Origin of the sequence: Pseudomonas sp. AK181 (genome assembly GCF_051122975.1) — a bacterium.
GTDB lineage: Bacteria > Pseudomonadota > Gammaproteobacteria > Pseudomonadales > Pseudomonadaceae > Aquipseudomonas > Aquipseudomonas lactis.
This window is the reverse complement of record NZ_CP146348.1, coordinates 3,648,223-3,672,066: the sequence shown is the minus strand read 5'-3', so window position 1 is coordinate 3,672,066 and position 23,844 is coordinate 3,648,223. Positions and strand designations below refer to the sequence as shown.

General features: G+C 62.2%; 29 protein-coding genes. 14 read left to right on the top strand and 15 right to left on the bottom strand.

The features are described from left to right. Window positions 1-74: 74 nt before the first annotated feature. Genes V8689_RS16670 through tusD form a run of 5 tightly spaced genes read right to left on the bottom strand, consistent with a single transcriptional unit; the run spans window position 75 to window position 2,427 of the window. A complete protein-coding gene (locus tag V8689_RS16670; RefSeq protein WP_056783697.1) occupies window positions 75-1,076 on the bottom strand; it encodes a glycosyl transferase family protein in 1,002 nt (333 codons plus the stop codon). Next, the gene (locus V8689_RS16665; RefSeq protein WP_056783700.1) at window positions 1,073-1,408 is read right to left on the bottom strand and encodes a TusE/DsrC/DsvC family sulfur relay protein; all 336 of its coding nucleotides are present in this window, start codon (window positions 1,406-1,408) and stop codon (window positions 1,073-1,075) included. The genes V8689_RS16670 and V8689_RS16665 overlap by 4 nt, the downstream gene beginning before the upstream one ends. Beyond that, window positions 1,405-1,683 carry a sulfurtransferase complex subunit TusB gene (gene tusB, locus V8689_RS16660; protein WP_056783703.1) on the bottom strand — a complete coding sequence of 93 codons (279 nt, stop codon included), beginning with the start codon at window positions 1,681-1,683 and terminating at the stop codon, window positions 1,405-1,407. Before tusB ends, V8689_RS16665 begins: the two co-directional genes overlap by 4 nt. After that, window positions 1,683-2,033, bottom strand: coding sequence for a sulfurtransferase complex subunit TusC (gene tusC / locus V8689_RS16655; RefSeq protein ID WP_003192070.1), 351 nt, complete (start codon window positions 2,031-2,033; stop codon window positions 1,683-1,685). Before tusC ends, tusB begins: the two co-directional genes overlap by 1 nt. A 1-nt stretch (window position 2,034) precedes the next feature. Further along, window positions 2,035-2,427: a sulfurtransferase complex subunit TusD gene (gene tusD / locus V8689_RS16650; protein WP_003192069.1), complete on the bottom strand. Its 393-nt coding sequence runs from the start codon at window positions 2,425-2,427 to the stop codon at window positions 2,035-2,037. A 157-nt stretch (window positions 2,428-2,584) separates the two neighbouring features. Here tusD and V8689_RS16645 point away from each other — a divergent pair, with 157 nt between their 5' ends. Continuing rightward, complete coding sequence (locus tag V8689_RS16645; protein ID WP_056783705.1) at window positions 2,585-3,760, top strand: CaiB/BaiF CoA transferase family protein; 1,176 nt, start codon at window positions 2,585-2,587, stop codon at window positions 3,758-3,760. A gap of 93 nt (window positions 3,761-3,853) precedes the next feature. On the opposite strand, the gene V8689_RS16640 is transcribed toward V8689_RS16645, so the two are convergent. Together V8689_RS16640 and V8689_RS16635 are read right to left on the bottom strand one after the other, a co-directional pair. Continuing rightward, window positions 3,854-4,348, bottom strand: a complete 495-nt coding sequence (locus V8689_RS16640; protein ID WP_003192067.1) for a SprT family zinc-dependent metalloprotease — start codon at window positions 4,346-4,348, stop codon at window positions 3,854-3,856. A gap of 128 nt (window positions 4,349-4,476) precedes the next feature. Further along, entirely contained in the window at window positions 4,477-5,079 is a 603-nt protein-coding gene (locus tag V8689_RS16635) for a Yip1 family protein (protein ID WP_003192065.1), read from the bottom strand. Window positions 5,080-5,360: 281 nt separating this feature from the next. Between V8689_RS16635 and ttcA the strand changes: the two genes are divergently transcribed. Beyond that, window positions 5,361-6,185, top strand: coding sequence for a tRNA 2-thiocytidine(32) synthetase TtcA (gene ttcA, locus V8689_RS16630; protein WP_014718888.1), 825 nt, complete (start codon window positions 5,361-5,363; stop codon window positions 6,183-6,185). A 67-nt stretch (window positions 6,186-6,252) separates the two neighbouring features. Then, entirely contained in the window at window positions 6,253-6,924 is a 672-nt protein-coding gene (locus tag V8689_RS16625; protein ID WP_034127867.1) for a DNA-3-methyladenine glycosylase I, read from the top strand. A 133-nt stretch (window positions 6,925-7,057) separates the two neighbouring features. On the opposite strand, the gene V8689_RS16620 is transcribed toward V8689_RS16625, so the two are convergent. The 3 genes from V8689_RS16620 to arsC are packed head-to-tail and all read right to left on the bottom strand — an operon-like array spanning window position 7,058 to window position 8,410. After that, complete coding sequence (locus V8689_RS16620) at window positions 7,058-7,462, bottom strand: DUF2069 domain-containing protein (RefSeq protein ID WP_032896701.1); 405 nt, start codon at window positions 7,460-7,462, stop codon at window positions 7,058-7,060. Then, window positions 7,446-8,060, bottom strand: coding sequence for an NAD(P)H:quinone oxidoreductase (gene wrbA, locus V8689_RS16615; protein WP_014718885.1), 615 nt, complete (start codon window positions 8,058-8,060; stop codon window positions 7,446-7,448). Before wrbA ends, V8689_RS16620 begins: the two co-directional genes overlap by 17 nt. Next, window positions 8,057-8,410 carry an arsenate reductase (glutaredoxin) gene (arsC, locus tag V8689_RS16610; protein ID WP_060765692.1) on the bottom strand — a complete coding sequence of 118 codons (354 nt, stop codon included), beginning with the start codon at window positions 8,408-8,410 and terminating at the stop codon, window positions 8,057-8,059. The genes wrbA and arsC overlap by 4 nt, the downstream gene beginning before the upstream one ends. Before the next feature lie 115 nt (window positions 8,411-8,525). Between arsC and V8689_RS16605 the strand changes: the two genes are divergently transcribed. Continuing rightward, complete coding sequence (locus V8689_RS16605) at window positions 8,526-8,987, top strand: TlpA disulfide reductase family protein (RefSeq protein WP_003192057.1); 462 nt, start codon at window positions 8,526-8,528, stop codon at window positions 8,985-8,987. 254 nt (window positions 8,988-9,241) lie between these two features. On the opposite strand, the gene V8689_RS16600 is transcribed toward V8689_RS16605, so the two are convergent. The 4 genes from V8689_RS16600 to V8689_RS16585 form a co-directional block, all read right to left on the bottom strand. Beyond that, complete coding sequence (locus tag V8689_RS16600) at window positions 9,242-9,646, bottom strand: META domain-containing protein (RefSeq protein WP_056783709.1); 405 nt, start codon at window positions 9,644-9,646, stop codon at window positions 9,242-9,244. Further along, on the bottom strand, window positions 9,643-10,083 hold the full coding sequence (locus V8689_RS16595) for a hypothetical protein (RefSeq protein ID WP_003192054.1): 441 nt from the start codon (window positions 10,081-10,083) through the stop codon (window positions 9,643-9,645). The genes V8689_RS16600 and V8689_RS16595 overlap by 4 nt, the downstream gene beginning before the upstream one ends. Window positions 10,084-10,154: 71 nt before the next feature. Beyond that, on the bottom strand, window positions 10,155-11,144 hold the full coding sequence (locus tag V8689_RS16590; protein ID WP_056783711.1) for a 2-hydroxyacid dehydrogenase: 990 nt from the start codon (window positions 11,142-11,144) through the stop codon (window positions 10,155-10,157). Between the two features lie 142 nt (window positions 11,145-11,286). Continuing rightward, window positions 11,287-14,040 carry a response regulator gene (locus V8689_RS16585; protein WP_060765691.1) on the bottom strand — a complete coding sequence of 918 codons (2,754 nt, stop codon included), beginning with the start codon at window positions 14,038-14,040 and terminating at the stop codon, window positions 11,287-11,289. A gap of 205 nt (window positions 14,041-14,245) precedes the next feature. On the opposite strand from V8689_RS16585, the gene V8689_RS16580 reads away from it, so the two are divergent. Together V8689_RS16580 and V8689_RS16575 are read left to right on the top strand one after the other, a co-directional pair. Then, a complete protein-coding gene (locus tag V8689_RS16580) occupies window positions 14,246-14,974 on the top strand; it encodes a response regulator transcription factor (RefSeq protein ID WP_056783714.1) in 729 nt (242 codons plus the stop codon). Then, window positions 14,961-16,319 (top strand): sensor histidine kinase, encoded by a 1,359-nt coding sequence (locus tag V8689_RS16575; RefSeq protein WP_056783717.1) that lies wholly within the window; start codon window positions 14,961-14,963, stop codon window positions 16,317-16,319. Before V8689_RS16580 ends, V8689_RS16575 begins: the two co-directional genes overlap by 14 nt. 3 nt (window positions 16,320-16,322) lie before the next feature. On the opposite strand, the gene V8689_RS16570 is transcribed toward V8689_RS16575, so the two are convergent. Beyond that, on the bottom strand, window positions 16,323-16,838 hold the full coding sequence (locus V8689_RS16570; RefSeq protein ID WP_056783719.1) for a DUF2062 domain-containing protein: 516 nt from the start codon (window positions 16,836-16,838) through the stop codon (window positions 16,323-16,325). Between the two features lie 135 nt (window positions 16,839-16,973). On the opposite strand from V8689_RS16570, the gene V8689_RS16565 reads away from it, so the two are divergent. The 8 genes from V8689_RS16565 (at window position 16,974) to murB (ending at window position 23,829) form a co-directional block, all read left to right on the top strand. Further along, window positions 16,974-19,199, top strand: coding sequence for a ComEC/Rec2 family competence protein (locus V8689_RS16565; RefSeq protein WP_223816861.1), 2,226 nt, complete (start codon window positions 16,974-16,976; stop codon window positions 19,197-19,199). A gap of 108 nt (window positions 19,200-19,307) precedes the next feature. Then, a complete protein-coding gene (locus tag V8689_RS16560; RefSeq protein WP_003192043.1) occupies window positions 19,308-19,943 on the top strand; it encodes a MotA/TolQ/ExbB proton channel family protein in 636 nt (211 codons plus the stop codon). Further along, complete coding sequence (locus V8689_RS16555; protein ID WP_014718877.1) at window positions 19,940-20,368, top strand: ExbD/TolR family protein; 429 nt, start codon at window positions 19,940-19,942, stop codon at window positions 20,366-20,368. Before V8689_RS16560 ends, V8689_RS16555 begins: the two co-directional genes overlap by 4 nt. Beyond that, window positions 20,368-21,378 carry a tetraacyldisaccharide 4'-kinase gene (gene lpxK, locus V8689_RS16550; protein ID WP_056783726.1) on the top strand — a complete coding sequence of 337 codons (1,011 nt, stop codon included), beginning with the start codon at window positions 20,368-20,370 and terminating at the stop codon, window positions 21,376-21,378. Before V8689_RS16555 ends, lpxK begins: the two co-directional genes overlap by 1 nt. Before the next feature lie 24 nt (window positions 21,379-21,402). Beyond that, window positions 21,403-21,588 carry a Trm112 family protein gene (locus V8689_RS16545; RefSeq protein ID WP_003174668.1) on the top strand — a complete coding sequence of 62 codons (186 nt, stop codon included), beginning with the start codon at window positions 21,403-21,405 and terminating at the stop codon, window positions 21,586-21,588. Continuing rightward, window positions 21,585-22,349 carry a 3-deoxy-manno-octulosonate cytidylyltransferase gene (kdsB, locus tag V8689_RS16540; RefSeq protein ID WP_056783729.1) on the top strand — a complete coding sequence of 255 codons (765 nt, stop codon included), beginning with the start codon at window positions 21,585-21,587 and terminating at the stop codon, window positions 22,347-22,349. The genes V8689_RS16545 and kdsB overlap by 4 nt, the downstream gene beginning before the upstream one ends. Next, window positions 22,349-22,813 carry a low molecular weight protein-tyrosine-phosphatase gene (locus V8689_RS16535; RefSeq protein ID WP_056783732.1) on the top strand — a complete coding sequence of 155 codons (465 nt, stop codon included), beginning with the start codon at window positions 22,349-22,351 and terminating at the stop codon, window positions 22,811-22,813. Before kdsB ends, V8689_RS16535 begins: the two co-directional genes overlap by 1 nt. Next, window positions 22,810-23,829 (top strand): UDP-N-acetylmuramate dehydrogenase, encoded by a 1,020-nt coding sequence (gene murB / locus V8689_RS16530; protein WP_056783734.1) that lies wholly within the window; start codon window positions 22,810-22,812, stop codon window positions 23,827-23,829. Before V8689_RS16535 ends, murB begins: the two co-directional genes overlap by 4 nt. Window positions 23,830-23,844 lie beyond the last annotated feature (15 nt).

Below are 23,844 nucleotides of genomic sequence, written 5' to 3'. Positions count from 1 at the left end.
CTGATAAGCGTTGGAGCTCAGTCTAAAGGGATGAGTTCGAACTAAAAGCGCAAAGAACCGGCGTGAATGATCGATTAAATCGATTTATCCCGTGCGTCCCAGTACTGCTGGGCCAATTCGAACGCCTGTTGCCGTGGGTGGCCAAGGCCGCGCAGGGCCAACGCCATGGTGGCGATCAACGCCAGTTGCGGGTAGCTGTCTTCAACGTCGCCGCGCCACAGCGCTTTGAGGTGCTCGGGCTCAAGCGTTGCCGGCTTGACGTGGCGCTGGTCGGAGAGGGCGGGCCACTCTTCGTCCCAGCTCTGGCCGCCAGTGGTGCCGTACAAGTGGCTCAGGGTGTCGGGGTTGATCTCGATCTCACCGCCGTCGCCCTTGACCACAATCACGTTGTCACCCAGCAGGCCGCTGGCATCACGATGCACGCCCTGGTAACCGGGGTGGAAAATGCTTTGCAGGCCACAGCGCGCATTCAGCGGGTTGAGCAGGCGCGCCAGGGAGTGGATAGGCGAGCGCAGGCCCAGGGTGTTGCGCAGGTCGATCATGCGTTGCAGCTGTGGCGCCCAATCACCCAGCGGGATAAACGCCAGGTTGCCGTGGGCAAAGGCGCTTTCGACCTGTTGCCAATCGCGGCACAGCGGGATCTGCAAGCTGTCCAGCAATTGCTCGGTGTACAACCGCCCCGCAGTGTGGGCGCCGCCGCCGTGCATCAGGATACGCACGCCGTTCTGTGCCAGGCATTTGGCTGCCAGCAGGAACCACGGCAGGTGGCGCTTTTTACCGGCGTAGGTCGGCCAGTCGATATCCACGTTCAACGCTGGTGCGTGCAGGCGCTCACGGACCGCTTCGGTGAAGCCGGCGAGCTCTTCCGGGCTTTCTTCCTTGTGACGCAGCAGCATCAGGAAGGCGCCGAGCTGGGTGTCCTCGACCTTTTCATCGAGCAGCATGCCCATGGCCTCCCGCGCTTCCTCACGGGTGAGGTTGCGCGCGCCGCGCTTGCCTTTGCCGAGGATGCGCACGAACTGCGCAAAGGGATGCTCTTGGGGCGTTACGAGAGTCAGGGGGGCAAAGTCGGTCATAAGCAATTCGTCGGCCTGGGCAGGCCCGCCAGCTTGGCGGCGAGTTTGGCGGGAGTGCCGTTGAACAGTTTGTTGAGGTGCAGGCTGTTGCCCTTCTCCGAGCCCAGTTTCAAGGCGGTGTACTTGATCAGCGGGCGCGTGGCGGGGGACAGCTGGAATTCAGCGTAGAACTGGCGCAGCAGGGCGAGGATCTCCCAGTGATCCGGGGTTAGTTCCAGCGTTTCAGCGGCGGCCAGGGCTTCGGCCACCTCAGTGGACCACTCATTCAGGTCGACGAGGTAGCCGTCCTTGTCCAGTTCCAGGGCGCGTGCCCCTACGGTCAGGGTGTTCATAGCCAGGTGTTGACCTTGTCGTAGTCGATGGACAGTTGCACGAAGCCCGGGTAGTCCACGCTGTCAGCCCAGTCGGGCAGCGGCAGGTTGCGCGCTTGCATGTCTTCGGCCAGTACAAACACCTTCACGCCTTTGGTTTGAAGCACGGGCGTGTGCAGGCCATAGGCGCCGTCACCACACAGCAGGATTGCGTCCCCGGCGCCACAGAGGCGCAGGCAGCTGTCCAGGCGGCTGTCGGTAAACGGGGAATGAGACACCACATGTAGAGTCGACATCAGAGGGTAATCACCTGGTCGTAACGGTCAATCAACTGGGAAATGGCTTGGCTGTCGAGCGCCTGCGCGTTGGCGGGTGGCGGCAGCCCGCGAGCGGACAGGCTGTGGTCGCAGGCGAACACGTCGTCAATGCCGAACAGGCCCAGGGCCTGCAGGTTGGCACTCAGGTCTTTCTGTTGCACGGCTTTGGCGGCTTGGTTCGGCGCCAGTTGGAACACACCGTCATCCAGAAACAGCAGGCCAATGGGCAGATCGAACGCGCCACCGGCCAGCACGATATCCAGCGCTTCCCGCGCACTCGGCCCGGACCACGGCGCCTGACGGCTGATCACCAACAAGGATTTGGACATGTCACGGCCCTCCAAAACAGATCAGGCGGTCGGCGTCCTGGATCGCGTCATGCAATTGGCCCAGGCCCGACAACGCCCAGGGGGCTTCCAGGTTGACCGCGCTGCGTTGATAGCGCGCAGCTTCCTCGGCATTCAGCACACCCCGGCGCAGGGCGGCGGCGATGCACACCACGCCGTCCAGTTGGTGCTGGCTGACAAACTCGCGCCATTGGCGCGCAATGTCTTGCTCATCCTGGGGCGCGACAATGTTGTTGGACGCGCTGTACACGCCATCCTGATAAAAAAACAGCCGCACAATCTCATGCCCGCCGGCCAGCGCTGCCTGGGCGAACAACAGGGCGCGGCGCGAGGAGGGCGCGTGGGCGGCGCTATACAGTGCAATCGCGAACTTCATGGAAGACTCTGCCAACAAACGTCGGCCAATGATAAAGCCGCCGCCGCGAAAAAGCCCGCCGTGATCAAAACGGTCACTGCGGTTGATTGTTCTGACGATTGCCGGCAGGCGCCCGGCTGCCTAGTCTGTGGGGATTCGCAACCCAACTGGAGTCCCTATGTCAGGTCCCTTGGCGTCCCTTAAAGTGTTGGATTTTTCCACCTTGTTGCCCGGCCCGTTTGCCTCCTTGATGCTGGCGGACATGGGCGCCGAGGTGCTGCGTATCGAATCGCCCACGCGGATGGACCTGTTGCGGGTATTGCCGCCCCATGATCGGGGTACATCGGCCAGCCACGCCTACCTCAACCGCAACAAGCGCAGCCTGGCCCTGGACCTCAAGCAGGCCGAGGCGCTGGAGATCGTGCGTGAGTTGGTCAAGGGCTATGACATCCTGCTCGAGCAGTTCCGCCCCGGTGTCATGGAGCGACTGGGCCTGGGCTATGAGGCGCTGAAGGCGATCAACCCGCGGCTGATCTATGTGTCGATCACCGGCTACGGCCAGACCGGCCCCTATAAGGACCGTGCCGGGCACGATATCAACTACCTGGCGTTGGCCGGCGTGGCCAGCCATACCGGGCGCCAGGACACCGGCCCATTGCCCCTGGGCGTACAACTGGCGGATGTGGCGGGCGGTTCGCTGCACGCCGTGGTGGGGTTGCTGGCGGCGGTGATTGCCCGGCAGCAGAGCGGGGTGGGGCAATACCTGGATGTGAGCATGACCGATTGCTCGTTCAGCCTGAATGCCATGGCTGGGGCGGGTTACCTGGCTTGCGGGGTCGAGCCTGGGTGGGAAAACCATGTGCTCAATGGCGGGAGTTTCTATGACTATTACCGTACGCGCGATGGTCGCTGGATGTCGGTGGGCAGTCTGGAACCGGGGTTTATGCAGCAGCTGTGCGCGGCCTTGGGGCGGCCGGAACTGGCGGCACACAGCGTGGCGCCCGAACGCCAGGCCGTGCTCAAACAGGCGTTGCAGGTGGAGTTCGAGAAGCGCAGTTTTGACCAGTTGTGTGAGTTGTTTGCCGGGGTGGATGCGTGTGTGGAGCCGGTGTTGAGTTTGAGTGAGGCGGTGGAGCATCCACAGGTGAAGGCGCGGGAGCTGGTCAGCCAGGTGCCCCGGGGTGATGGTTCGACACAAGCGCAATTGGCCTGCCCGCTGAAGTTCTCCGAGGGGTTGCCGGCGCCCAGGCATATTGGGGTGGCGGTGGGGGCGCACAGTGATGAGGTGTTGGTGGAGTTGGGGGTCAGTGCTCAGCGGATAGAGCAATTGCGCCAGGCCAAGGTGGTGGGTTGACTGAAAGGGCGCTATCGCAGGCAAGCCAGCTCTCACATTTTGATTGCGTTCACAGATCCAAATGTGGGAGCTGGCTTGCCTGCGATGAGGCCTTCATTCCACCCGAGTTTCCCCAGTGAACACCAGAGTCTGCCGACACCGCCGACACAAATACCGCCGCCCCTGGTTCACCAGCCCATGGCGCTGCGGTGAAAACGGAAAATCACTGTCCGCGCACGGGCAGCGGTAAATATAGCGAGTCACCTGCCGGCGCTTGACCTCGTAGGTGTGGCAACGGTCGGGCGGCAGTTCGTAAACCCCGCGCATGATCAACTGCCATTCTTCGCCATGGGGCTGGATGCGCTCGCCAAACAACTGGTGGGCAATCAGGTGCGCCACTTCGTGGGCCACGGTCTGCTTGAGAAAGTGTTGGCTGTTCTCACGGTACAACTGAGGGTTGAAACGCAGCAGGTTCTCGTGCAAATGCGCGACACCGGCCTTCTGGCCCCGCAGCTTGAGGCTGACCTGGGGGCGTTTGAAGCTTCGTTTGAAAAAGGATTCGGCTTGCAGGAAACAATCTTCGACGCGGGTATTGAGTTGCTCGGGCATGCTGTACATATCTCCAGAGACGCCCAGTATGCCGCAAAGCTGGGGGTTTCCGAATCTGTCAGGCGCCGAATGGTCATGCATAACGCACAAAGCCACCTTGCGGTGGCCTTGCCTGCGGTTTTCTTCGGTCAACTGGTGTAGATCGGCCCGACGCCCAGGCCCCAGACGATCACGGTAAAGGCCATGATCGCCACCAGCACCACCAGGCCCACGGCCAATACCGAACTGGAAAACAGGAAGCCTTCATCCGGGTCGATACTCATGAAGGTCGGCAGCCCCACATACAGCAGGTACACCGTGTAGCAGATCGCCGCCGTGCCCACCACCATGCCCAGCCACATATGCGGGTAGAGCGCCGCCAGCCCGCCGATAAACAAGGGCGTGGCGGTGTAGGTGGCAAACGCCACGCAGCGGGCCATGCTTGGGCTGGCGTCGTAGGTGCGAGCCATCCAGTGAATGAACGCGCCCATCACCGCCACGCCGCACAGCATGGCCGCGTAAGACATGAGGGTCATCCACAGCGCGCTTTCCTGGGTCAGCATCACCGGAGCGCGGTTGCCGATAACCCAGCCGACCTGAGTGGTGCCAATAAAGGCGGAAATGGCGGGAATCGCCGCGAGAATCAGGGTATGAGTGAGGTACATGTGGCCGATGCTTTCTTCTTTATCGCCACGAATTTCCCGCCATTCCTGGTCGGGATGGGTAAATAGCCCCACGACGTGATGGATCATGCCAGTCACTCCTGTCGTTATTACCATCGCCCCCCATCGGAGCGCCCACGGCCCAAATGGCCTGAAAGGTCTGGATAGATGTGCGACCTCAAGTCGCAGTATAGGAAGGGATGACCGGAATAACCGTAGGGCCTTTAGAGCAAATTGCGCTGTAAACGCAGGCGCTAATCGCGGTGCGGTCTGTAAGGATTCATGGCATCCAGCTCCCACATTGGAACTGGGCCAGTCTTGCCGGTAAAATGCTGCGCTTTTCGTCACACACCTTTGCGGATCCAAGCGCCATGGGCACTCTCACAGTCAACCAGAACAAACTGCAAAAACGCCTGCGTCGCCTGGCCGGTGAAGCAGTCGCCGATTTCAACATGATCGAGGACGGCGACAAGGTCATGGTCTGCCTCTCCGGCGGCAAAGACAGCTACACCATGCTCGACGTGTTGCTGCACCTGCAAAAGGTCGCGCCGATCAAGTTCGAGATCGTGGCGGTCAACATGGATCAGAAGCAACCCGGTTTCCCCGAGCATGTGCTGCCGGCCTACCTGAAAGAACTGGGCGTGGAGTACCACATCGTCGAGAAAGACACCTACTCGGTGGTCAAGGAACTGATCCCGGAAGGCAAGACCACCTGCTCACTGTGCTCGCGCCTGCGCCGTGGCACGCTCTACACCTTTGCCGATGAGATCGGCGCGACCAAGATGGCCCTGGGTCATCACCGCGATGACATCGTCGAAACCTTCTTCCTCAACATGTTCTTCAACGGCTCGCTCAAGGCCATGCCGCCCAAGCTGCGTGCCGATGATGGGCGCAACGTGGTGATCCGCCCGCTGGCGTATTGCAACGAGAAGGACATCCAGGCTTACTCCGACTTCAAGCAATTCCCGATCATCCCGTGCAACCTGTGCGGCTCCCAGGAAAACCTGCAGCGCCAGGTGGTCAAGGAGATGCTGGTGGACTGGGAGCGCAAGACCCCAGGGCGTACCGAAAGTATCTTCCGCAGCCTGCAAAACGTGATCCCGTCGCAATTGGCCGACCGCAACCTGTTCGACTTCACTAGCCTGAAAATCGACGAGACCGCCGCATCGCGTTTCGTCAATGTAGTGAACCTCTGAGTCTTCCCAAGGCTCTAGTACACGGCGCTTGCGGGCGCCGTTTTCAATTCGACTGACAGGAGAGGGCATGCGTGATTACAAGTGGCTGCACGAATATTGTCTGAACCGCTTCGGTTCGGCGGCCAAGCTGGAAGCCCATCTGCCGGTGCCCAAGACCCCGGCGCAATTGCGCAAGATCACCGATGACCGTTACCTGTCGACCTTGGCGCTGCGGGTGTTCCGCGCCGGTTTGAAGCACAGCGTGGTGGATGCCAAATGGCCGGCGTTCGAGCAGGTGTTCTTTGGCTTTGACCCGGAAAAAGTCGTGCTGATGGGCGCCGAGCACCTGGAACGGCTGATGCAGGACACGCGCATCATCCGCCATTTGGGCAAGCTCAAGAGCGTGCCGCGTAATGCGCAGATGATCCTGGATATCGAGCAGGAAAAAGGCAGCTTCGGCGCGTTTATCGCCGATTGGCCGGTGACCGATATCGTCGGGCTCTGGAAATACCTCAGCAAGCACGGCCACCAGCTGGGTGGGCTGTCGGCGCCGCGCTTTCTGCGCATGGTCGGCAAGGACACCTTTGTGCCGAGCGATGACGTGGTGGCGGCGCTGAATGCGCAGAAGATCGTCGACAAGGCCCCGACCAGCCTGCGCGATTTGGCGACGGTGCAGGGTGCCTTCAACCAGTGGCACGCCGAGAGTGGGCGGCCGATGTGTCAGCTGTCGATGATGTTGGCCTATACCGTCAACCATTGACGCTGATCGTTCCCACGCTCCGCGTGGGAATGCTGCCCAGGACGCTCTGCGTCCCAGGCCTCGTGCAAGGGTGACGCGGAGCGTCACAGGATGCATTCCCACGCGGAGCGTGGGAACGATCAGTCACGATCAGTCAATTGGCCAGGCGCCGGTTCAGCTGATGCCGCCAACGCACATACAGCAACGCCGTGCAAAACACCGCCAGGCTCGCGAGCATTTCCAGCACACCAAACCACTGGCGGTTCGGGTCATACGCGGCCAGCGCGCCCTTGATGAAATACAGGTTCACCACAAAGCACATCCACGAATGCCCGCGTGCGCTGCCCATCAGCATGCCTGGCGCGAGTATCAGCAGCGGCACCAGCTCGATCAGCAGGATGACCCAGGGGCGTGCCCCATGCAGGTCGGCGACAAACAGGTAGTACGCGCACAACAAGCCCACCAGGCCCAAAAACGCCAGCAGGCTCAGCGCGCGTGCCACCTTGACCCGCGGCTCCAGCCACTCCCGTGGCGGCAGGACCTTAGGCTTCCTGGCCACGGCCGTTCTCCAGCAGCGTGGCGGTCTTGGCCAGGCGCAGGCCCAGGGCCCGGCACAAGGTGATTTCATGCTGGTCGAGCATGCGCTTGCCGTCTGGCCCGGAATGGTGGCTGGCGCCATACGGCGTGCCGCCGCCCTGGGTATCGAGCAGGGCCTGTTCGCTGTAGGGCAGGCCGGTGATCAGCATGCCGTGGTGCAACAGCGGCAACAGCATCGACATCAGCGTGGTTTCCTGGCCGCCATGCAGGCTGGCGGTGGAGGTGAACACGCCCGCTGGCTTGCCGACCAACGCGCCGGTGAGCCACAGGTTGCTGGTGCCATCGAGGAAGTACTTGAGCGGCGCGGCCATGTTACCGAACCGGGTCGGGCTGCCCAGGGCCAGGCCCGAGCAGTGCTTCAGGTCGTCCAGGCTGGCATACAGCGCGCCTTCGTCGGGAATGCTCGGCGCCACCGCTTCGCACTCGGTGGAAATCGCCGGCACGGTGCGCAACCGCGCTTCCATGCCGCCTTGCTCGATACCGCGGGCAATCTGCCGGGCCATCTCGCTCACCGAGCCGTTGCGGCTGTAATACAACACCAGCACATAGGGCGTAGTCACGGCAGGATCTCCAGCACGTTCTCGGGCGGGCGGCCGATGATGGCTTTGTCGGCGGTTTCCAGGATCGGGCGTTCCATCAGCTTGGGATTGGCTGCGATGGCGGCGATCAGTTGCGTTTCGCTCAAGCTGGCGTCGGCCAGGTTCAGGGTTTTGTATTCGTCTTCACCGGTGCGCAGCAGTTGGCGTGCGCTGATGCCAAGCTTTTGCAGCAGGGCCTTGATTTGCGCGGCATTCAGCGGGGTTTCCAGGTAGCGCACGACGGTCGGGGTGAGGCCGCGGGCTTCCAGCAGTTCCAGCGCACCGCGCGATTTCGAGCAGCGCGGGTTGTGATAAAGCGTCAGATCGGTCATGTGCGGGTCGCATCTTGCGTAAGGTGGCGGGTATTCTACCTGCGCTGGCGCCTGTCCTTAAACCGTAAGAGGCGATAGGCCGCAGCCAACGTTCATTTTTGCGAAGGAATACCCCATGACAAGGCGACTGATCGGTGCATTGGCGATCATCACAACCCTGCTGCTCAGCGGCTGCGGTAACGATTACGGCGTTGACCAATATGGCCAGAAAGTGGCGGCCGAACGCCTGGACAAACAGTGGCTGGTGGTCAACTACTGGGCCGAATGGTGTGGCCCGTGCCGCACGGAAATCCCCGAGCTCAATGCCCTGGCAGAACAGTTGAAAGGCCAGAATGTCGGGGTGTTCGGCGTCAACTTCGACAATGTGCAGGGTGAAGAGCTCAAGGCCGCCAGCGACAAGCTGGGGATCAAGTTCACGGTGCTGGCCCAGAACCCGGACGGGATTTTCGAGATTCCGCGCAGTGAGGCCTTGCCGGTGACCTACATCATCGACGACAAGGGCAAGGTGCGTGAGCAGTTGATGGGTGAGCAGACGGCGGAAGGGGTGTTGGCCAAGCTCAAGGCCCTGAAAGGCTGAAACTGTGGGAGCTGGCCATGGGTATCGACACAATTTTGGTGCGACTCTGAACCTGTGGCGAGGGAGCTTGCTCCCGTGACGTCCTGACAGCCGGCGCTGATCTAACTGAGGCACGGTGATCCAAATGTGGGAGCTGGCTTGCCTGCGAAAGTATCGACTCGGTGTACCTGAATCACCGAGTCGTCCGCATCGCAGGCAAGCCAGCTCCCACAGAACCAGAGGACACCGCGTTAATACAGGAGCGTGCGCCTAGGTCAGCCTTCTTCGAGCCACAAGCGGATCGGCTTGCCTTCGGCCGGCCAGAACCGCGTCTGCTCGATCGGCGAGATGTCCCAGCGCTGCACGCTTTGCAGGGCCTGGAAGAAGCGATGCTCTTGCTCCATCAGGGCTTCGGCGCACATTTTTCGGGTGCTGCCGACCGGGCCGAAGCTGAGCTTGTCGCCTTCGACGGTGTACGGTGCAAACCAGTGGTTGCAGCCGCCATTGCCATAGGCGCGGCCATCGGCGCCCAGGGTGACGGTAAGGTGCGCGTAGTCCATCAACGGCCGCTCACCGATCCATTCCACTACGTAGCTGTGGTCGCGCTCGAGCTTGGCGCCATCGGCGGCGCAGCCTGCCAGGCTCATGCCGATTGCGGCGAGCAGCAGCCGGCCTTTCATTGCGCGGCCTGCTGGCATTTCGGGCAACGGTGCTTATCGCCTTCGCTGGCCCAGCCCAGTTCTTTGATACGCGCGTTGGCAGCCGGCTGCAGCGGTGCCTTGGTCAGCTTGGTTTCTACCGCGAATTCAAACTCCAGCACGGCGTCGCAGCTGTCGCAGTTGACCTTCCAGGTGTGAATTTCCAATTCGCCGAACTTCGGCCCTTGGGCCATGGCGACCCACTGGCCCGCCGGGCGGATGGAGTAGCGCGCGTCACCTTCGACGGTCAGGCGCATCGACAGGGTTTTACTGCCGCGCAGGCTGACGATCAGGACGTCGCCATGTTTGATCGAACCACCGTTGCCGGTGACCTGGTAACGGCCCGGCACCAGGGCGCGGCATTCGATCAGGGTGTGTTGCGGGCTCAGCAAGCTGAAGCGGAAATCGTGTTCGGCCATGGATCCTCCAAATAGGCGCGGCATCCTATCACGGGTGCCGGCCTATCATGAGCCTGGTGTGTGACCGCTGATCATCCCTCGACCAGGTTTTGCGGCCGGCCATCGGCCCACGCGGCAATGTTGGCCAATGTGGTGCCGGCAATCGCCGCCAGGGCCTCACGGGTGAGGAAGGCCTGGTGCGCGGTGATGATCACGTTGGGGAAGGTCAGCAGGCGGGCGAGCACGTCGTCTTGCAGGGGCAGGTCGGAGCGGTCCTCGAAAAACAATTGAGCTTCTTCTTCGTAGACGTCCAACCCCAGGTAGCCCAACTGGCCAACCTTGAGTGCTTCGATCAGTGCCGGCGTATCGACCAGGCCACCGCGCCCGGTGTTGATCAGCATCGCGCCGGGTTGCATCTGCGCGAGCGAGCGGGCATTGATCAGGTGTTTGCTGTCGGCGGTCAACGGGCAGTGCAGGCTGATGATCTGCGCCTGCGCCAACAGTTCAGGCAGGCTCACGTAGCGTGCCCCGAGGCCCTGCACCTGTGGGTTGGGGAAGGGATCGTAGGCCAGCAACTGGCAGCCGAAGCCGGCCATGATCTTGGCGAAGGTCGCGCCGATCTGCCCGGTGCCGACCACGCCGACCGTTTTGCCGACCAGATCGAAACCGGTCAGCCCGTGCAGGCTGAAATCACCGTCGCGGGTGCGGTTGTAGGCACGGTGCAGGCGACGGTTGAGAGCCAGAATCAGCGCGACGGCGTGCTCGGCCACCGCATGGGGCGAATAGGCGGGCACGCGCATGATACTCAGGCCCAGGCGCTGGGCGGCGGGCAAGTCGACATGGTTGTAGCCCGCCGAGCGCAGGGCAATCAGGCGCGTGCCGCCCTTGGCCAGTTGTTCCAGCACGGGGGCGCTGAGGTCGTCGTTGATAAAGGCGCAGACCACCTCGTGGTGTTCGGCCAGGGCCACGGTATCGAGGTTGAGGCGGGCGGGTTGGAATTGCAGTTCCAGGCCGGCCGGCAGCGGTTCGCCGAGGAAACTCTCGCGGTCGTAGGTTTGGCTGCTGAAGAGAATGACGCGCATTAAGAAGGCTCCCTGCAATGACAAAATAGATGCGTACCTGTAGGCGCGAGCTTGCTCGCGAAAAACGTCAACGATAACGCGTTAATTCTGGTTTAACGCGGTGTCCTCTGGTTTTTCGCGAGCAAGCTCGCTCCTACAGTAGTCAGGCGCTGACCCTGGCTTCACTGGCCAACCGTGCAATCGCCATGTCCAGTTCATCCAGCGCAGCCATGGCCTTGGCGTCATCCTGCTTGAGCAGGGTTTCGGCGCGTTGGCAGGCTGCTCGTAATTGCGGCACGCCACAGTAGCGGGTGGCGCCGTGCAGGCGGTGTACGCGTTCGATCAAGGCATGGTTGTCATTGGCTTCGCGGGCGACGGTAATCGCCAGGCGATCAGCCTCCAGGGAGGCCAGCAGCATGGCGAGCATATCGGCGGCCAGGTCGGCCTTGTTGGCGGCCAGGCGCAGGCCTTCTTCGTGGTCGAGTACCAAGAGCTGCACGCCCTGGGCCGCACCTTCGTGGGTGCGCTCCGGGCCTTGGTTACGCAAAGCCAAGCCGGTCCATTTCAATACCACTTGGGCCAATTGCCGCTCGCTGATGGGTTTGGTCAGGTAGTCGTCCATGCCGCTTTGCAGCAGGGCGCGTTTTTCGTTGGCCATGGCGTGGGCCGTGAGGGCCACCACCGGCAGCGGCGTGCCGTGGCGCTCGCTTTCCCACTGGCGGATCGCCTCGGTGCTCTGGCGGCCATCCATGCCGGGCATTTGCACGTCCATCAGCACCAAATCGAAAGTTTCCTGCTTCACGGCATCGACGGCCGCGTAACCGCTTTCCACTGCTTGCACCTTGGCGCCCATGTCTTCCAACAGGGTTTGCACCAGCAACAGGTTGGCCGGGTTGTCGTCCACGCACAGCACCCGTGGCGCACGGCTGGACAACGGCTCACCGGGTTCGCTGCGCGAAGGGCGCGGGCTGATCAGGTCGGCCAGGGAGCGGCGCAGCTTGCGGGTACAGGCGGGCTTGGCCTGCAATTGGCTGTTGGGGTTGGGCACCGATTGGTTGAACAGCATCTGCTCGGTGGTCGGGCACAGCACCAGCACCTTGCAGCCCAGGTGTTCAAGGTCCCACAGGTGTTGATTGAGGCGTTCTGGCGGAATGTCATTGGCCGTGACGCCGAGCACCGCCAGGCTGATGGCCTGTTCGGTCTGGTGCGCACTGGTGATGCCGTTGGTCAGGCTTTCCAGGGTGTTGAAGGGCGTGACTTCCAGGCCGCAGTCTTCCAACTGATGTTGCAGGGCCTGGCGCGCCAGTTCGTGGTTTTCCAGCACGGCCACACGCCGCCCCAGCAACGGCGCGGCGGGCAGGTCTTCGACGTCGTCACGGGTTTTGGGCAGGTTCAGGCTGATCCAGAATTCGGAGCCTTCACCCGGCGTGCTGTCGACGCCGATTTCGCCGCCCATTTGCTCGATCAACCGCTTGGAAATCACCAGGCCCAAACCGGTACCGCCGGGCTGGCGCGACAGCGAGTTGTCGGCCTGGCTGAATGCCTGGAACAGGGCACGCACGTCCTGGTTGGACAGGCCGATGCCGGTATCCTGCACGCTGATGCGCAATTGCACGCTGTCTTCTTGTTCATCCTCGATCATTGCCCGGGCCACAATGGTGCCTTCGCGGGTGAACTTGATCGCATTGCTGATCAGGTTGGTCAAAATCTGCTTGAGCCGCAGCGGGTCGCCCACCAACGCCAGCGGCGTGTCGCGGTACACCAGGCTCACCAGTTCGAGCTGCTTGGCATGGGCGGCGGGGGCGAGGATGGTCAAGGTGTCTTGCAGCAAGTCGCGCAGGTTGAAAGGCACGCTGTCGAGCACCAGTTTGCCGGCTTCAATCTTCGAGAAATCGAGGATTTCGTTGATGATACCCAGCAGGTTATCCGCAGACTTTTCGATAGTGCCCAGGTAGTCCAACTGGCGCGGCGACAGCTCGCTTTTTTGCAGCAAGTGAGTAAAACCGAGGATGCCGTTGAGCGGCGTGCGGATTTCATGGCTCATGTTGGCCAGGAACTCCGACTTGATACGGCTAGCCTCCAGGGCTTCCTTGCGTGCCAGGTCCAGCTCGATGTTCTGGATCTCGATGGTTTCCAGGTTCTGGCGCACGTCCTCGGTGGCCTGGTCGATACTGTGTTGCAGCTCTTCCTGGGCATTTTGCAGGGTTTCGGCCATGCGGTTGATGCCCGACGCGAGCTGGTCCAGCTCCTGGCTGCCCAAGGGAGGCAAGCGTGTCTCCAGGTTGCCGTCCTTGAGTTGGGCCACTGCTTGCTTGATCTGGCCAATCGGCGAATTGATGGTGCGGCTGATACGCAGGGCGAGGGCGGCGGTGCACATCAGGCCGATGGCGATCAGCAGCAGGCTGGCGAACAGGCTGCGATAGCCACGCAGCAACATGCCATTGTGGGACAGCTCCACTTCGACCCAACCCAGCAGGCGGTCGGCCTCATCCGGAATCAGCTCGCCCGCCAGGTTGCGATGGCGGCCAAACACCGGCAGTAGATAGCGGGTGGCGTCGTTGCCGGTGCGCTGCAACAGGTGCGAACTGTTGCCGGTGGGCGGCTGGTTGAGCATGGTCGGGCCGGCGTGGGCCAGGGAAGAGCGGTCTGGCGCCAGGAACGACACGGCGCGCACATCCGGCTGCTCCAGGGACTGGGTCGCGATGCGCTCCAGCAGGTCGGTGTTGTTGTGGGCCAGGGCAGGTGCCACCAAGGGTGCCAATTGCTCGGCGATCATTTCGCCGCGTTGCAGCAACTGGGTCTGCAACTCCGAGAGCTGCATCCAGGTGAAATAGCCGCCCAACAACAGCGCCATCAGGCTGGTCGGTAATAAGGTCAGCAACAGTACGCGGCCTTTTATCCCCATTCTTCTAAGCACGCCACTCTCCTGCTACCACGTTGTTATCAATCATCCACGCCGGCATCCGGCCCGCGCCACCTGCGCAGTGTAGCCATTTGCGCGGCCCGGAATCTTGCAAATTAATGACATGCGGCAATCTTCGGGCCATTCGGCGCCGGGTGGCGATTGCCTGTGAACGTTTAATCTTGAATAATCAGTGATTGAGAATGACTTGCAGACGCTAATGACTCCCGCAGCAGTTGGCCTACCCAGTATCCTGACCATCGAAGACGACCCGGTGTTGGGCGCCTATGTGCACGAGCAGCTTGGCCGCAGTGGCTTCCAGGTGACCTGGTGCCGGAACGGTCAGCAGGGCCTGCAACTGGCCCGCGCCCAGGCCTTTGACCTGGTGCTGATGGACATTCTGCTGCCGGGGCTGGACGGTTTGTCGATCCTCACCCATTTGCGCCAGAGCCACGCCATGCCGGTGATCCTGATGTCGGCCCTGGGCGCTGAAGCCGATCGTATCAGCGGTTTTCGCCTGGGCGCGGACGACTATCTGCCCAAACCGTTCAGCATGGTTGAACTGTGCGTGCGTATTGAAGCGATCCTGCGCCGCGTTGCCCTGGACCGCCGACCCGAGCCGCCGCGTGCCCCGGCCTCCGAAGATACCCGGGTGCTGCACTTTGATGATGAGCGCTGCGATGTGTCCTGCCAGGACCAGTGGGCCACGCTCACGCGCAGCGAATACCGCCTGCTGGAAACCCTGCACCGCAATACCGAAGAAGTCCTCAGCAAAGCCTTCCTGTATCAGCAGGTGTTGCAGCGCGGTTATGCGCCCCATGACCGCAGTCTCGACATGCACGTCAGCCAGATCCGCCGCAAGCTCAAGGCCATCGGTTACATCGAGCGTGAAGTGCGCACCGTGTGGGGTAAGGGCTACGTGCTGAGCGGTCACGATGAAGGGCTTTGAGCGACTGCCCGGCAAACACTCGTTGTTCTGGAAGCTGGCCTGCCTGTTGATCGCCTTCTGTTTGCTGATGATTTGGCTCAGTTGGTCGTGGGGCCGCTACATGGAGCAGCAGAGCGCGTACCTGTCCGAGAAGTCGCGGGAGATTCTCACTGGCTATGCCGCCGGTGCCGAACTGGCGTGGAGCACACAGGGCAGTGCTGGCGTGGATGCCTGGCTGCAGCGAATGGCCGAGCGTGAAAGCACCTGGGTTGGCGTGATCGGTAACGACTTGCAGTCCCTTAGCAGCACGCCCTTGAGTGACAAGGAAAGCCAGCGCCTGACGTTCTTGCGTGGATTGGATTGGCCGGTCAGTCGGCATGTCATCGGTTTGCCCTGGATGAAGGTGCCGTTTCCGGTCGACCCTGGCGCGGGGTCGCTGGTGATCGAGCTGCCGCAGCGCTTTATGCCAGGGCGCTATCAACTGTTTTGGCGAGTGGTCACCAATGGTGTGATTCCCGGTCTATTTACCCTGTTGCTGTGCATCGGCCTCTATCGGCTGCTGATCATGCCCCTCAATCAATTGCGCGAGCAGGCCAATGCCTGGCGTGCCGACCAACTCAATACGCGAATGTCCCGTGATGCCACCAGCCGCCAGGATGAACTGGGCGAGCTGGGCCGGGCTTTTGACCATATGTCCGAACGCTTGCAGGGCACGGTGCGTTTGCAGCAGCAGTTGCTGCGCGATATGTCCCATGAACTGCGCACACCCTTGAGCCGCTTGCGGGTGGCCTGTGACAGTGAGCAAGACCTGGCCAAACTGCGCGAGCGCCTGGGCCGGGAAATCGACGCGATGCAGCGCCTGGTGGAAGACAGCCTGCAACTGGCCTGGCTCGACAGCGAAACGACGCCGCTGCCCCAGGAAGATATTCAGCTCCAGGCGTTATGGGACATATTGCGCGAGAACGCGTGTTTTGAAAGCGGTTGGCCCGCATCGCGCTTGCCGTGCCTGTTACCGGCGGACAGTTGGGTGCGCGGCAACCTGAATGCACTGGCCCAGGCCCTGGAAAATATCCTGCGCAACGCCATACGCCACTCGCCCAAGGGCGGCTGCGTGCAACTCGACGGCTGTCGTGAAGGAGACTATTGGCATATCTGGCTGCAGGATCAGGGCCCGGGGATTGCCGAGGGTGACCTGGAGCGCATCTTCGCGCCCTTTACCCGTCTGGACGGCTCGCGGCCCGGCGATGGCGGTTTCGGCCTGGGCCTGAGCATTGCCCGCAACGCAGTGCAGCGCCAGGGCGGTCGCTTATGGGCAGAAAACACCGGGCAGGGTCTGCGGGTGCATTTGCACTTGCTGGCCCGTTAGCGCTCAGCGCCGACGCAGTTTGCGTTTTTTCCACTGGTGCGCCACCCACCAGCGCCAGTACGCCATGGTCAGGCAATAGGCCAGGGCGCCCAATACCACCCCCAATACCACCGAACCCAGCAGGAACGGCTGCCAGAGGGTGCTCAACTGGCCGCTGATCCATTCCCACGTCAGGTTATCGGGCAAGCTGCGTGGCGGTACATTCATCAGCCAGGCGCCGGTCATATAGGTGCAGATGAACACCACCGGCATGGTGATGGGGTTGGTCAACCACACCAGGCTAATGGCGATAGGCATATTGCCGCGCACCCAGATCGCCAGGACTGCGGCGAGCAACATCTGCAACGGAATCGGGATAAACGCCGCAAATAAACCCACCGCCATGGCGCGCGCCACGGAGTGTCGGTTCAAGTGCCAGAGGTTAGGGTCATGCAGCAGCGTGCCAAGAAACTGTAATGACTTGTGTTCCCTGATACTGCTGGGATCGGGCATGTACCGTTTGAATAAGCGCCGGGGCATAAGGGGTCCAGGTCAATTCGAGGGGCAAGTATGCCCGGATTCTATAAACAGAAAATTCAGACTTTGTGACAAAACATCATAGGCGCTGTCGTTCAGCCGGCTAAGACTGAGTGGATCACGGGAAAAGGATGATCCATGAAGACAGGGATGTTGGCGTTGGCGCTGGGGTTGCTGACGTTGCGTTGGTTGCCGGCGCTGCCGCCCGGCGCCGTGCTATTGGCCATGCTGGTGTTGGCCTTGATGCTGTTGCCTTTTCGGTCCTATCCCTTGGCCTTCTTCCTGGTGGGGTTGAGCTGGGCTTGCTTCAGCGCGCAGCGGGCGCTGGATGATCGACTGCAGCCGGCCCTGGACGGGCAGACTCGCTGGGTGGAGGGGCGTGTGGTCGGCTTGCCCCAGCAGACGGGTACGGGCGTGCGCTTTGAACTGGCCGACGGCCGGTTGCGCAAGGGGCGGCTGCCCCAACGTATCCGCGTGTCCTGGCACGGCGGGCCAGTGGTGAACAGCGGCGAACGTTGGCGCCTGGCGTTGACGCTCAAGCGGCCTGCGGGCCTGCTCAATTTCCATGGAGTTGACCATGAAGCCTGGCTGCTGGCCCAGCGTATCGGTGCCACTGCAACGGTAAAAGACGGTGAACGCCTCGCACCGGCCCGCAATGCCTGGCGCGATGCTGTTCGCCAGCGCCTGATGGCGGTGGATGCCCAAGGCCGCGAGGCGGGCTTGGCGGCGCTGGTATTGGGCGACGGTTCCGGCCTGGCGCCTGAGGATTGGCAGGTGTTGCAGGACACGGGCACGGTGCATCTGCTGGTGATTTCCGGGCAGCACATCGGCTTGTTGGCGGGCTTGATCTACGGCTTGGTCGCTGTTTTGGCGCGCTATGGTTGCTGGCCCCGAACCTGGCCGTGGCTGCCGTGGGCGTGCGGCCTGGCTTTTGGCGCAGCGTTGGGTTATGGCCTGCTGGCGGGGTTTGGTGTGCCGGTGCAGCGGGCCTGTGTGATGGTCGGCCTGGTGTTGCTGTGGCGTCTGCGTTTCCGCCATTTGGGGCTGTGGTGGCCATTGCTGCTGGCGCTGAACGGCGTGCTGGTGCTGGAGCCCTTGGCCAGCCTGCAGGTAGGGTTCTGGTTGTCGTTTGCGGCGGTCGCGGTGTTGTTGCTAGCGTTCGGCGGGCGCCTGGGGCCATGGAGCGTCTGGCAGGCGTGGACCCGGCCCCAGTGGTTGATTGCCATTGGCTTGTTTCCGGTGTTGCTGGTGCTGGGTCTGCCCATCAGCCTCAGCGCACCGGTGGCGAACCTGTTTGCCGTGCCGTGGATCAGCCTGGTGGTACTGCCCCTGGCGCTGCTGGGCACGGCGTTGTTGTGGGTGCCGCTGGCGGGAGAAGGTGTGCTGTGGCTGGCCGGCGGCGCGCTGGACGGATTGTTCAAGGGCCTGGCGCTGCTGGCCGGGCAATTGCCGGCCTGGGTGCCGCCCGAGGTGCCGCTGGGGTATTGGCTGGTCAGCCTGATGGGCGCGGTGGTGTTACTGCTGCCCAAAGGGGTGCCGTTCCGGGTGTTGGGCTGGCCCATGCTGTTGATGGCCGTTTTTCCGCCCCGGGAGTGGGTGCCCCACGGACAGGTAGAGGTGCTGCAACTGGATGTCGGCCAGGGGCAGGCACTGATCCTGCGCACCCGTCATCACACCTTGCTCTACGATGCCGGGCCGCGCTCGGGGCCTGTCGACCTCGGCGCGCGCGTCGTGTTGCCGTCGTTGAAAAAACTCGGGGTAGGGCAGTTGGACATGATGCTGCTCAGCCATGCCGACGCCGATCACGCCGGTGGTGCGGCAGCAGTGGCTCGGGGGCTGCCCGTCAAACGCGTGGTGGGCGGCGAAACCGAGGGCTTGCCAGCCTTTCTCGCCACCCAGCCCTGTACCAGCGGCGAGCGATGGGAATGGGACGGGGTGTGGTTTGAACTGTGGCAGTGGGCGGGTGGGCTTGAGGGCAATCCGAGGTCGTGCGTGCTGCACGTCCAGGCCAATGGCGAATGCCTGCTGCTCACCGGCGACATTGATCGCGCCGCCGAACAGGCGTTTCTGGCTTCCCCGCTGGCGGTTCCGACCGACTGGCTACAGGCCCCGCACCATGGCAGCCGCAGTTCTTCGTCCTGGCCTTTCGTACAACGGTTGGCGCCCACCTCGGTGCTGATTTCCCGCGGGCGCAGCAATACGTTCGGCCATCCTCATCCGCAGGTCCTGGAACGCTACCAAGCACTGGGCAGCCGGGTGTATGACAGCGCCGAGCAGGGCGCCGTGCGCCTGCGCCTGGGGGCGTTTGTGCCGGCGACGGTTGCGCGCAGCCAACGTCGTTTCTGGCGCGAACCGTTACCGTAATCAGGCGTTACCAAAGTTTCGAACCGCGACAGAAGGGCCTGTAGCCGGTGAACCCCTCTGTTGACCCTATATGGTAAAGTGGCGCACTTTTTCGAGGGGACATTCACTGTGTGGGAATTGGTCAAATCCGGCGGCTGGATGATGTTGCCGATCATTCTGAGCTCCATCGTCGCACTCGGCATCGTCGCCGAACGCCTGTGGACCCTGCGCGCCAGTCGCGTCACCCCCGAGCACTTGCTGGGGCAGGTCTGGGGCTGGATCAAGAACAAGCAGCTCGACAAGCAAAAGCTCAAGGAGCTGCGTGCCAATTCGCCACTGGGTGAAATCCTCGCCGCCGGCTTGGCCAATTCCAAGCATGGTCGCGAGATCATGAAAGAGTGCATTGAAGAAGCGGCCGCCCGGGTTATCCATGAGCTGGAGCGCTATATCAACGCCCTCGGCACTATCGCCGCCATGGCGCCGTTGCTGGGTTTGCTCGGCACGGTATTGGGCATGATCGATATCTTCAGCGCGTTCACGGGCTCGGGCATGACCACCAACGCGTCGGTACTGGCCGGCGGTATCTCCAAGGCCCTGATCACCACCGCGGCGGGCTTGATGGTGGGTATCCCTTCGGTGTTCTTCCACCGTTTCCTACAGCGGCGCATTGATGAGCTGGTGGTCGGTATGGAACAGGAAGCCATCAAGTTGGTAGAAGTGGTGCAGGGCGACCGTGATGTAGACCTGGTCGAGGGCAAAGCGTGAAATTTCGCCGCAAGCAACGGGAAAATGTCGATATCAACCTCGCGTCGTTGATCGACGTGGTGTTTATCCTGCTGCTGTTCTTTGTCGTGACCACCACCTTCACCCGCGAAACCCAGCTGCGTGTCGACTTGCCTGAAGCGGTAAGCGGCTCGCCTGCCGAAGACCAGCAGGTCAAGCAACTGGACATCGCCATCAGCGCCGAAGGGGTGTTTTCGGTGAATAACCAGTTGCTGGAGAAAAACGACCTTGCCAGCTTGATGGAGGCGTTGCAGAAGGAATCTGGCGGCGACACCCAGTTGCCGCTGTCCATCAGCGCCGATGGCAAGACCCCGCATCAAGCCGTGATCACCGCCATGGACGCTGCCGGCAAGCTCGGTTTCAGCCATTTGCGCATGACCACCGTCGAGGCGGCGAGCCCGCCCTGATGGCCATGTCCGATCGCTTACTCAAGGCCTGGTACGAGGGCCACCCGGCACTGGCATTTTTGCGGCCACTGGAATCGCTGTATCGCCGCGTGGTGCAACGTAAGCGTGCGCGCTTTGTGGCAGGCGAGGGCGAGATTTATCAAGCGCCGGTGCCGGTGGTCGTGGTGGGCAATATCACGGTAGGCGGCACCGGCAAGACGCCGTTGATCCTGTGGTTGATCGAGCACTGCCGCCGCAGCGGTTTGCGCGTGGGCGTGGTCAGTCGAGGCTACGGTGCCAAGCCGCCGCAGTTGCCGTGGCGGGTCGAGGCCGGCCACAGTGCCGAGGTGGCCGGTGATGAACCCTTGCTGATCGTACAGCGCAGCGGTGTACCGCTGATGATCGATCCTGATCGCAGTCGTGCGGTAAAGGCCCTGCTGGCCAGTGAGCCCCTGGACCTGATCCTCTCGGATGACGGCCTGCAGCATTACCGCCTGGCACGCGACCTTGAACTGGTGCTGATCGATGCCGCCCGTGGCCTCGGCAACCGCCGCTGCCTGCCTGCCGGGCCGTTACGCGAACCGGTGGAGCGCCTGCACAGTGTGGATGCGGTGCTCTATAACGGTGCCGCCTCGGACCGTGAAGAGGGTTTTGCCTTCCGCCTGCAGCCCACAGCGCTGGTCAACCTGCACAGCGGCGAGCGCCAGCCGGTCACCTATTTTTCGCAGGGCCAGCAGGTGCATGCGGTGGCCGGCATAGGTAACCCGCAACGTTTCTTCAATACCCTTGAAACGCTACACTGGCAGCCGCTACCCCATGCTTTTGCCGACCACGCGCCCTACAGCGCCGAGGTCTTGAGTTTTACCCCGTCATTGCCGCTGGTCATGACCGAAAAGGACGCGGTGAAGTGCCGCGCCTTTGCCCAGCCCGACTGGTGGTACCTTGCGGTGGATGCGGTACCGTCGCCGGCGTTCGTCGCCTGGTTCGACACGCAGCTGATGCGTCTGCTGCCCAACCGTCTCTTGCCTTAAAACGCTTCTTTCCAGGAAACACTCATGGACACCAAACTGCTCGATATCCTCGCTTGCCCGATCTGCAAAGGCCCGCTCAAGCTCAGCGCCGACAAAACCGAGCTGATCAGCAAAGGTGCCGGCCTGGCTTACCCTATCCGTGACGGCATCCCGGTCATGCTCGAAAGCGAAGCCCGTACCCTGACCACCGATGAGCGCCTGGATAAATGACCACCGCCTTTACCGTTGTCATTCCCTCGCGCTATGCCTCGACGCGCCTGCCGGGCAAACCGTTGCAAATGATCGGCGACAAGCCGATGGTCCAGTTGGTGTGGGAGCAAGCCTGCAAAAGCAGCGCCGAGCGCGTGGTAGTGGCCACCGATGATCCGCGTATTATCGAGGCGTGCAAAGGTTTTGGTGCCGAAGCGGTACTGACCCGCGAAGACCATAATTCCGGCACTGACCGCCTGGCCGAAGTGGCGACCAAGCTTGGCCTGGCGCCCGACGCCATTGTGGTGAACGTGCAGGGTGACGAGCCGTTGATCCCGCCGAGCATCATTGACCAGGTCGCGGCCAACCTGGCTGCCGACGCCGAAGCGCGCATGGCGACCCTGGCCGAGCCGATCGAAGACCTTGAGACGCTGTTCAACCCGAGCGTGGTGAAGGTGGTCAGCGATATCAACGGCCTGGCCTTGACGTTCAGTCGCTCAGTGCTGCCCTGGGCACGGGATGCCTTCGCCAAGCACCCTGACGTGTTGCCGGAAGGTGTGCCGTATCGCCGCCACATCGGCATTTACGCCTACCGCGCCGGTTTCCTGCATGACTTCGTCAGCTGGGGCCCGTGCTGGCTGGAGAACACCGAGTCCCTGGAGCAACTGCGTGCGCTCTGGCACGGCGTGCGTATCCACGTGGGCGATGCCTTGGAAGCACCGCCAGCCGGTGTCGACACCCAGGAAGACCTCGAACGCGTCCGTCGCCTGCTGGGCGCCTGATGGAAGTTTTGTTTGTATGCCTGGGCAATATCTGCCGCTCGCCAACCGCTGAAGGTATCTTGCGCCATAAGTTGCGCGAAGCCGGCTTGGCGGGCCAGATTGAGGTGGCGTCTGCCGGTACCGGCGAATGGCATGTCGGCAACCCACCGGACCAGCGCAGCCAGCGTGCGGCGTTGGCGCGCGGCTATGACTTGTCGAGCCAGCGTGCCCAGCAGGTTTGCCGCGCGGACTTTGCCCGCTATGACCTGATCCTGGCCATGGACAGCAGCAACCTGCGCAACCTCAAAGCCATGCAGTCGGGGCAGGGCAAGGCGGAGCTGGATTTATTCCTGCGTCGCTTTGATGGCGAGGTGGACGAGGTGCCAGACCCTTACTATGAAGGTGAGCAAGGTTTCGAACGGGTCATGGACCTGATCGAACGCGCCTGTGATTTATTGGTGATCGAATTGAAGGGGCGGTTATGACCTTGCAAGTGCTTGCGCAGGTATCGCTCAAGCCATTCAACAGCTTTGGCATCGATGTGAACGCGCAATTGTTCGCCGAGGCCCACAGTGATGCTGACGTGCGCGAGGCCATCGCCTATGCCGCCGCGCACGCGGTGCCGTTGCTGGTGATCGGTGGCGGCAGCAATTTACTGTTGACCCAGGATATTCCGGCGCTGGTGCTGCGCATGGCGACCCAAGGCATTCTCGTGGTGAGCGACGATGGCACGCACGTGGTGGTCGAAGCCGAAGCGGGCGAAGCCTGGCATCCGTTTGTGCTGTGGACCCTCGAACACGGCTTCTGCGGCCTGGAAAACCTCAGTTTGATCCCAGGCACTGTCGGTGCCGCGCCGATGCAGAACATCGGTGCCTATGGCGTAGAGATCAAGGATGTCTTCGCCGGCCTCACCGCTTTGGACCGCCAGACGGGCGAACTGCGGGACTTCAGCCTCGACGAATGCAACTTTGCTTACCGTGACAGCCTGTTCAAGCACGAAGTCGGGCGTTGGCTGATCCTGCGGGTACGCTTTGCCCTCAGCCGCGCCACTCACCTGAAACTCGACTACGGCCCGGTGCAACAGCGCCTGACCGCGCAGGGCATCACCCACGCCACGCCAAGCGATGTGAGCCGCGCGATCTGCAGCATTCGCCGCGAGAAACTGCCAGACCCGGCGGAGCTGGGCAATGCGGGCAGCTTCTTCAAGAATCCGCTGGTACCCCAAGCCCTGGCTGTGGAGCTGCAAAGCCAGTATCCGGACCTGGTGGCCTACCCTCAGGCCGACGGCCAAATGAAACTCGCCGCCGGCTGGCTGATCGACAAGGCCGGTTGGAAGGGCTTCCGGGAGGGCGATGCGGGCGTGCACAAGCTGCAAGCGCTGGTGCTGGTCAATTACGGCACTGCCACCGGGCAGGAGATTGCCCAGCTGGCGCTACGCATCCAGCAAGATATCTTCAAGCGCTTCAAGGTCGAGCTGGAGATGGAACCCAATCAGTACTGAGCTTTATCGGGCCTG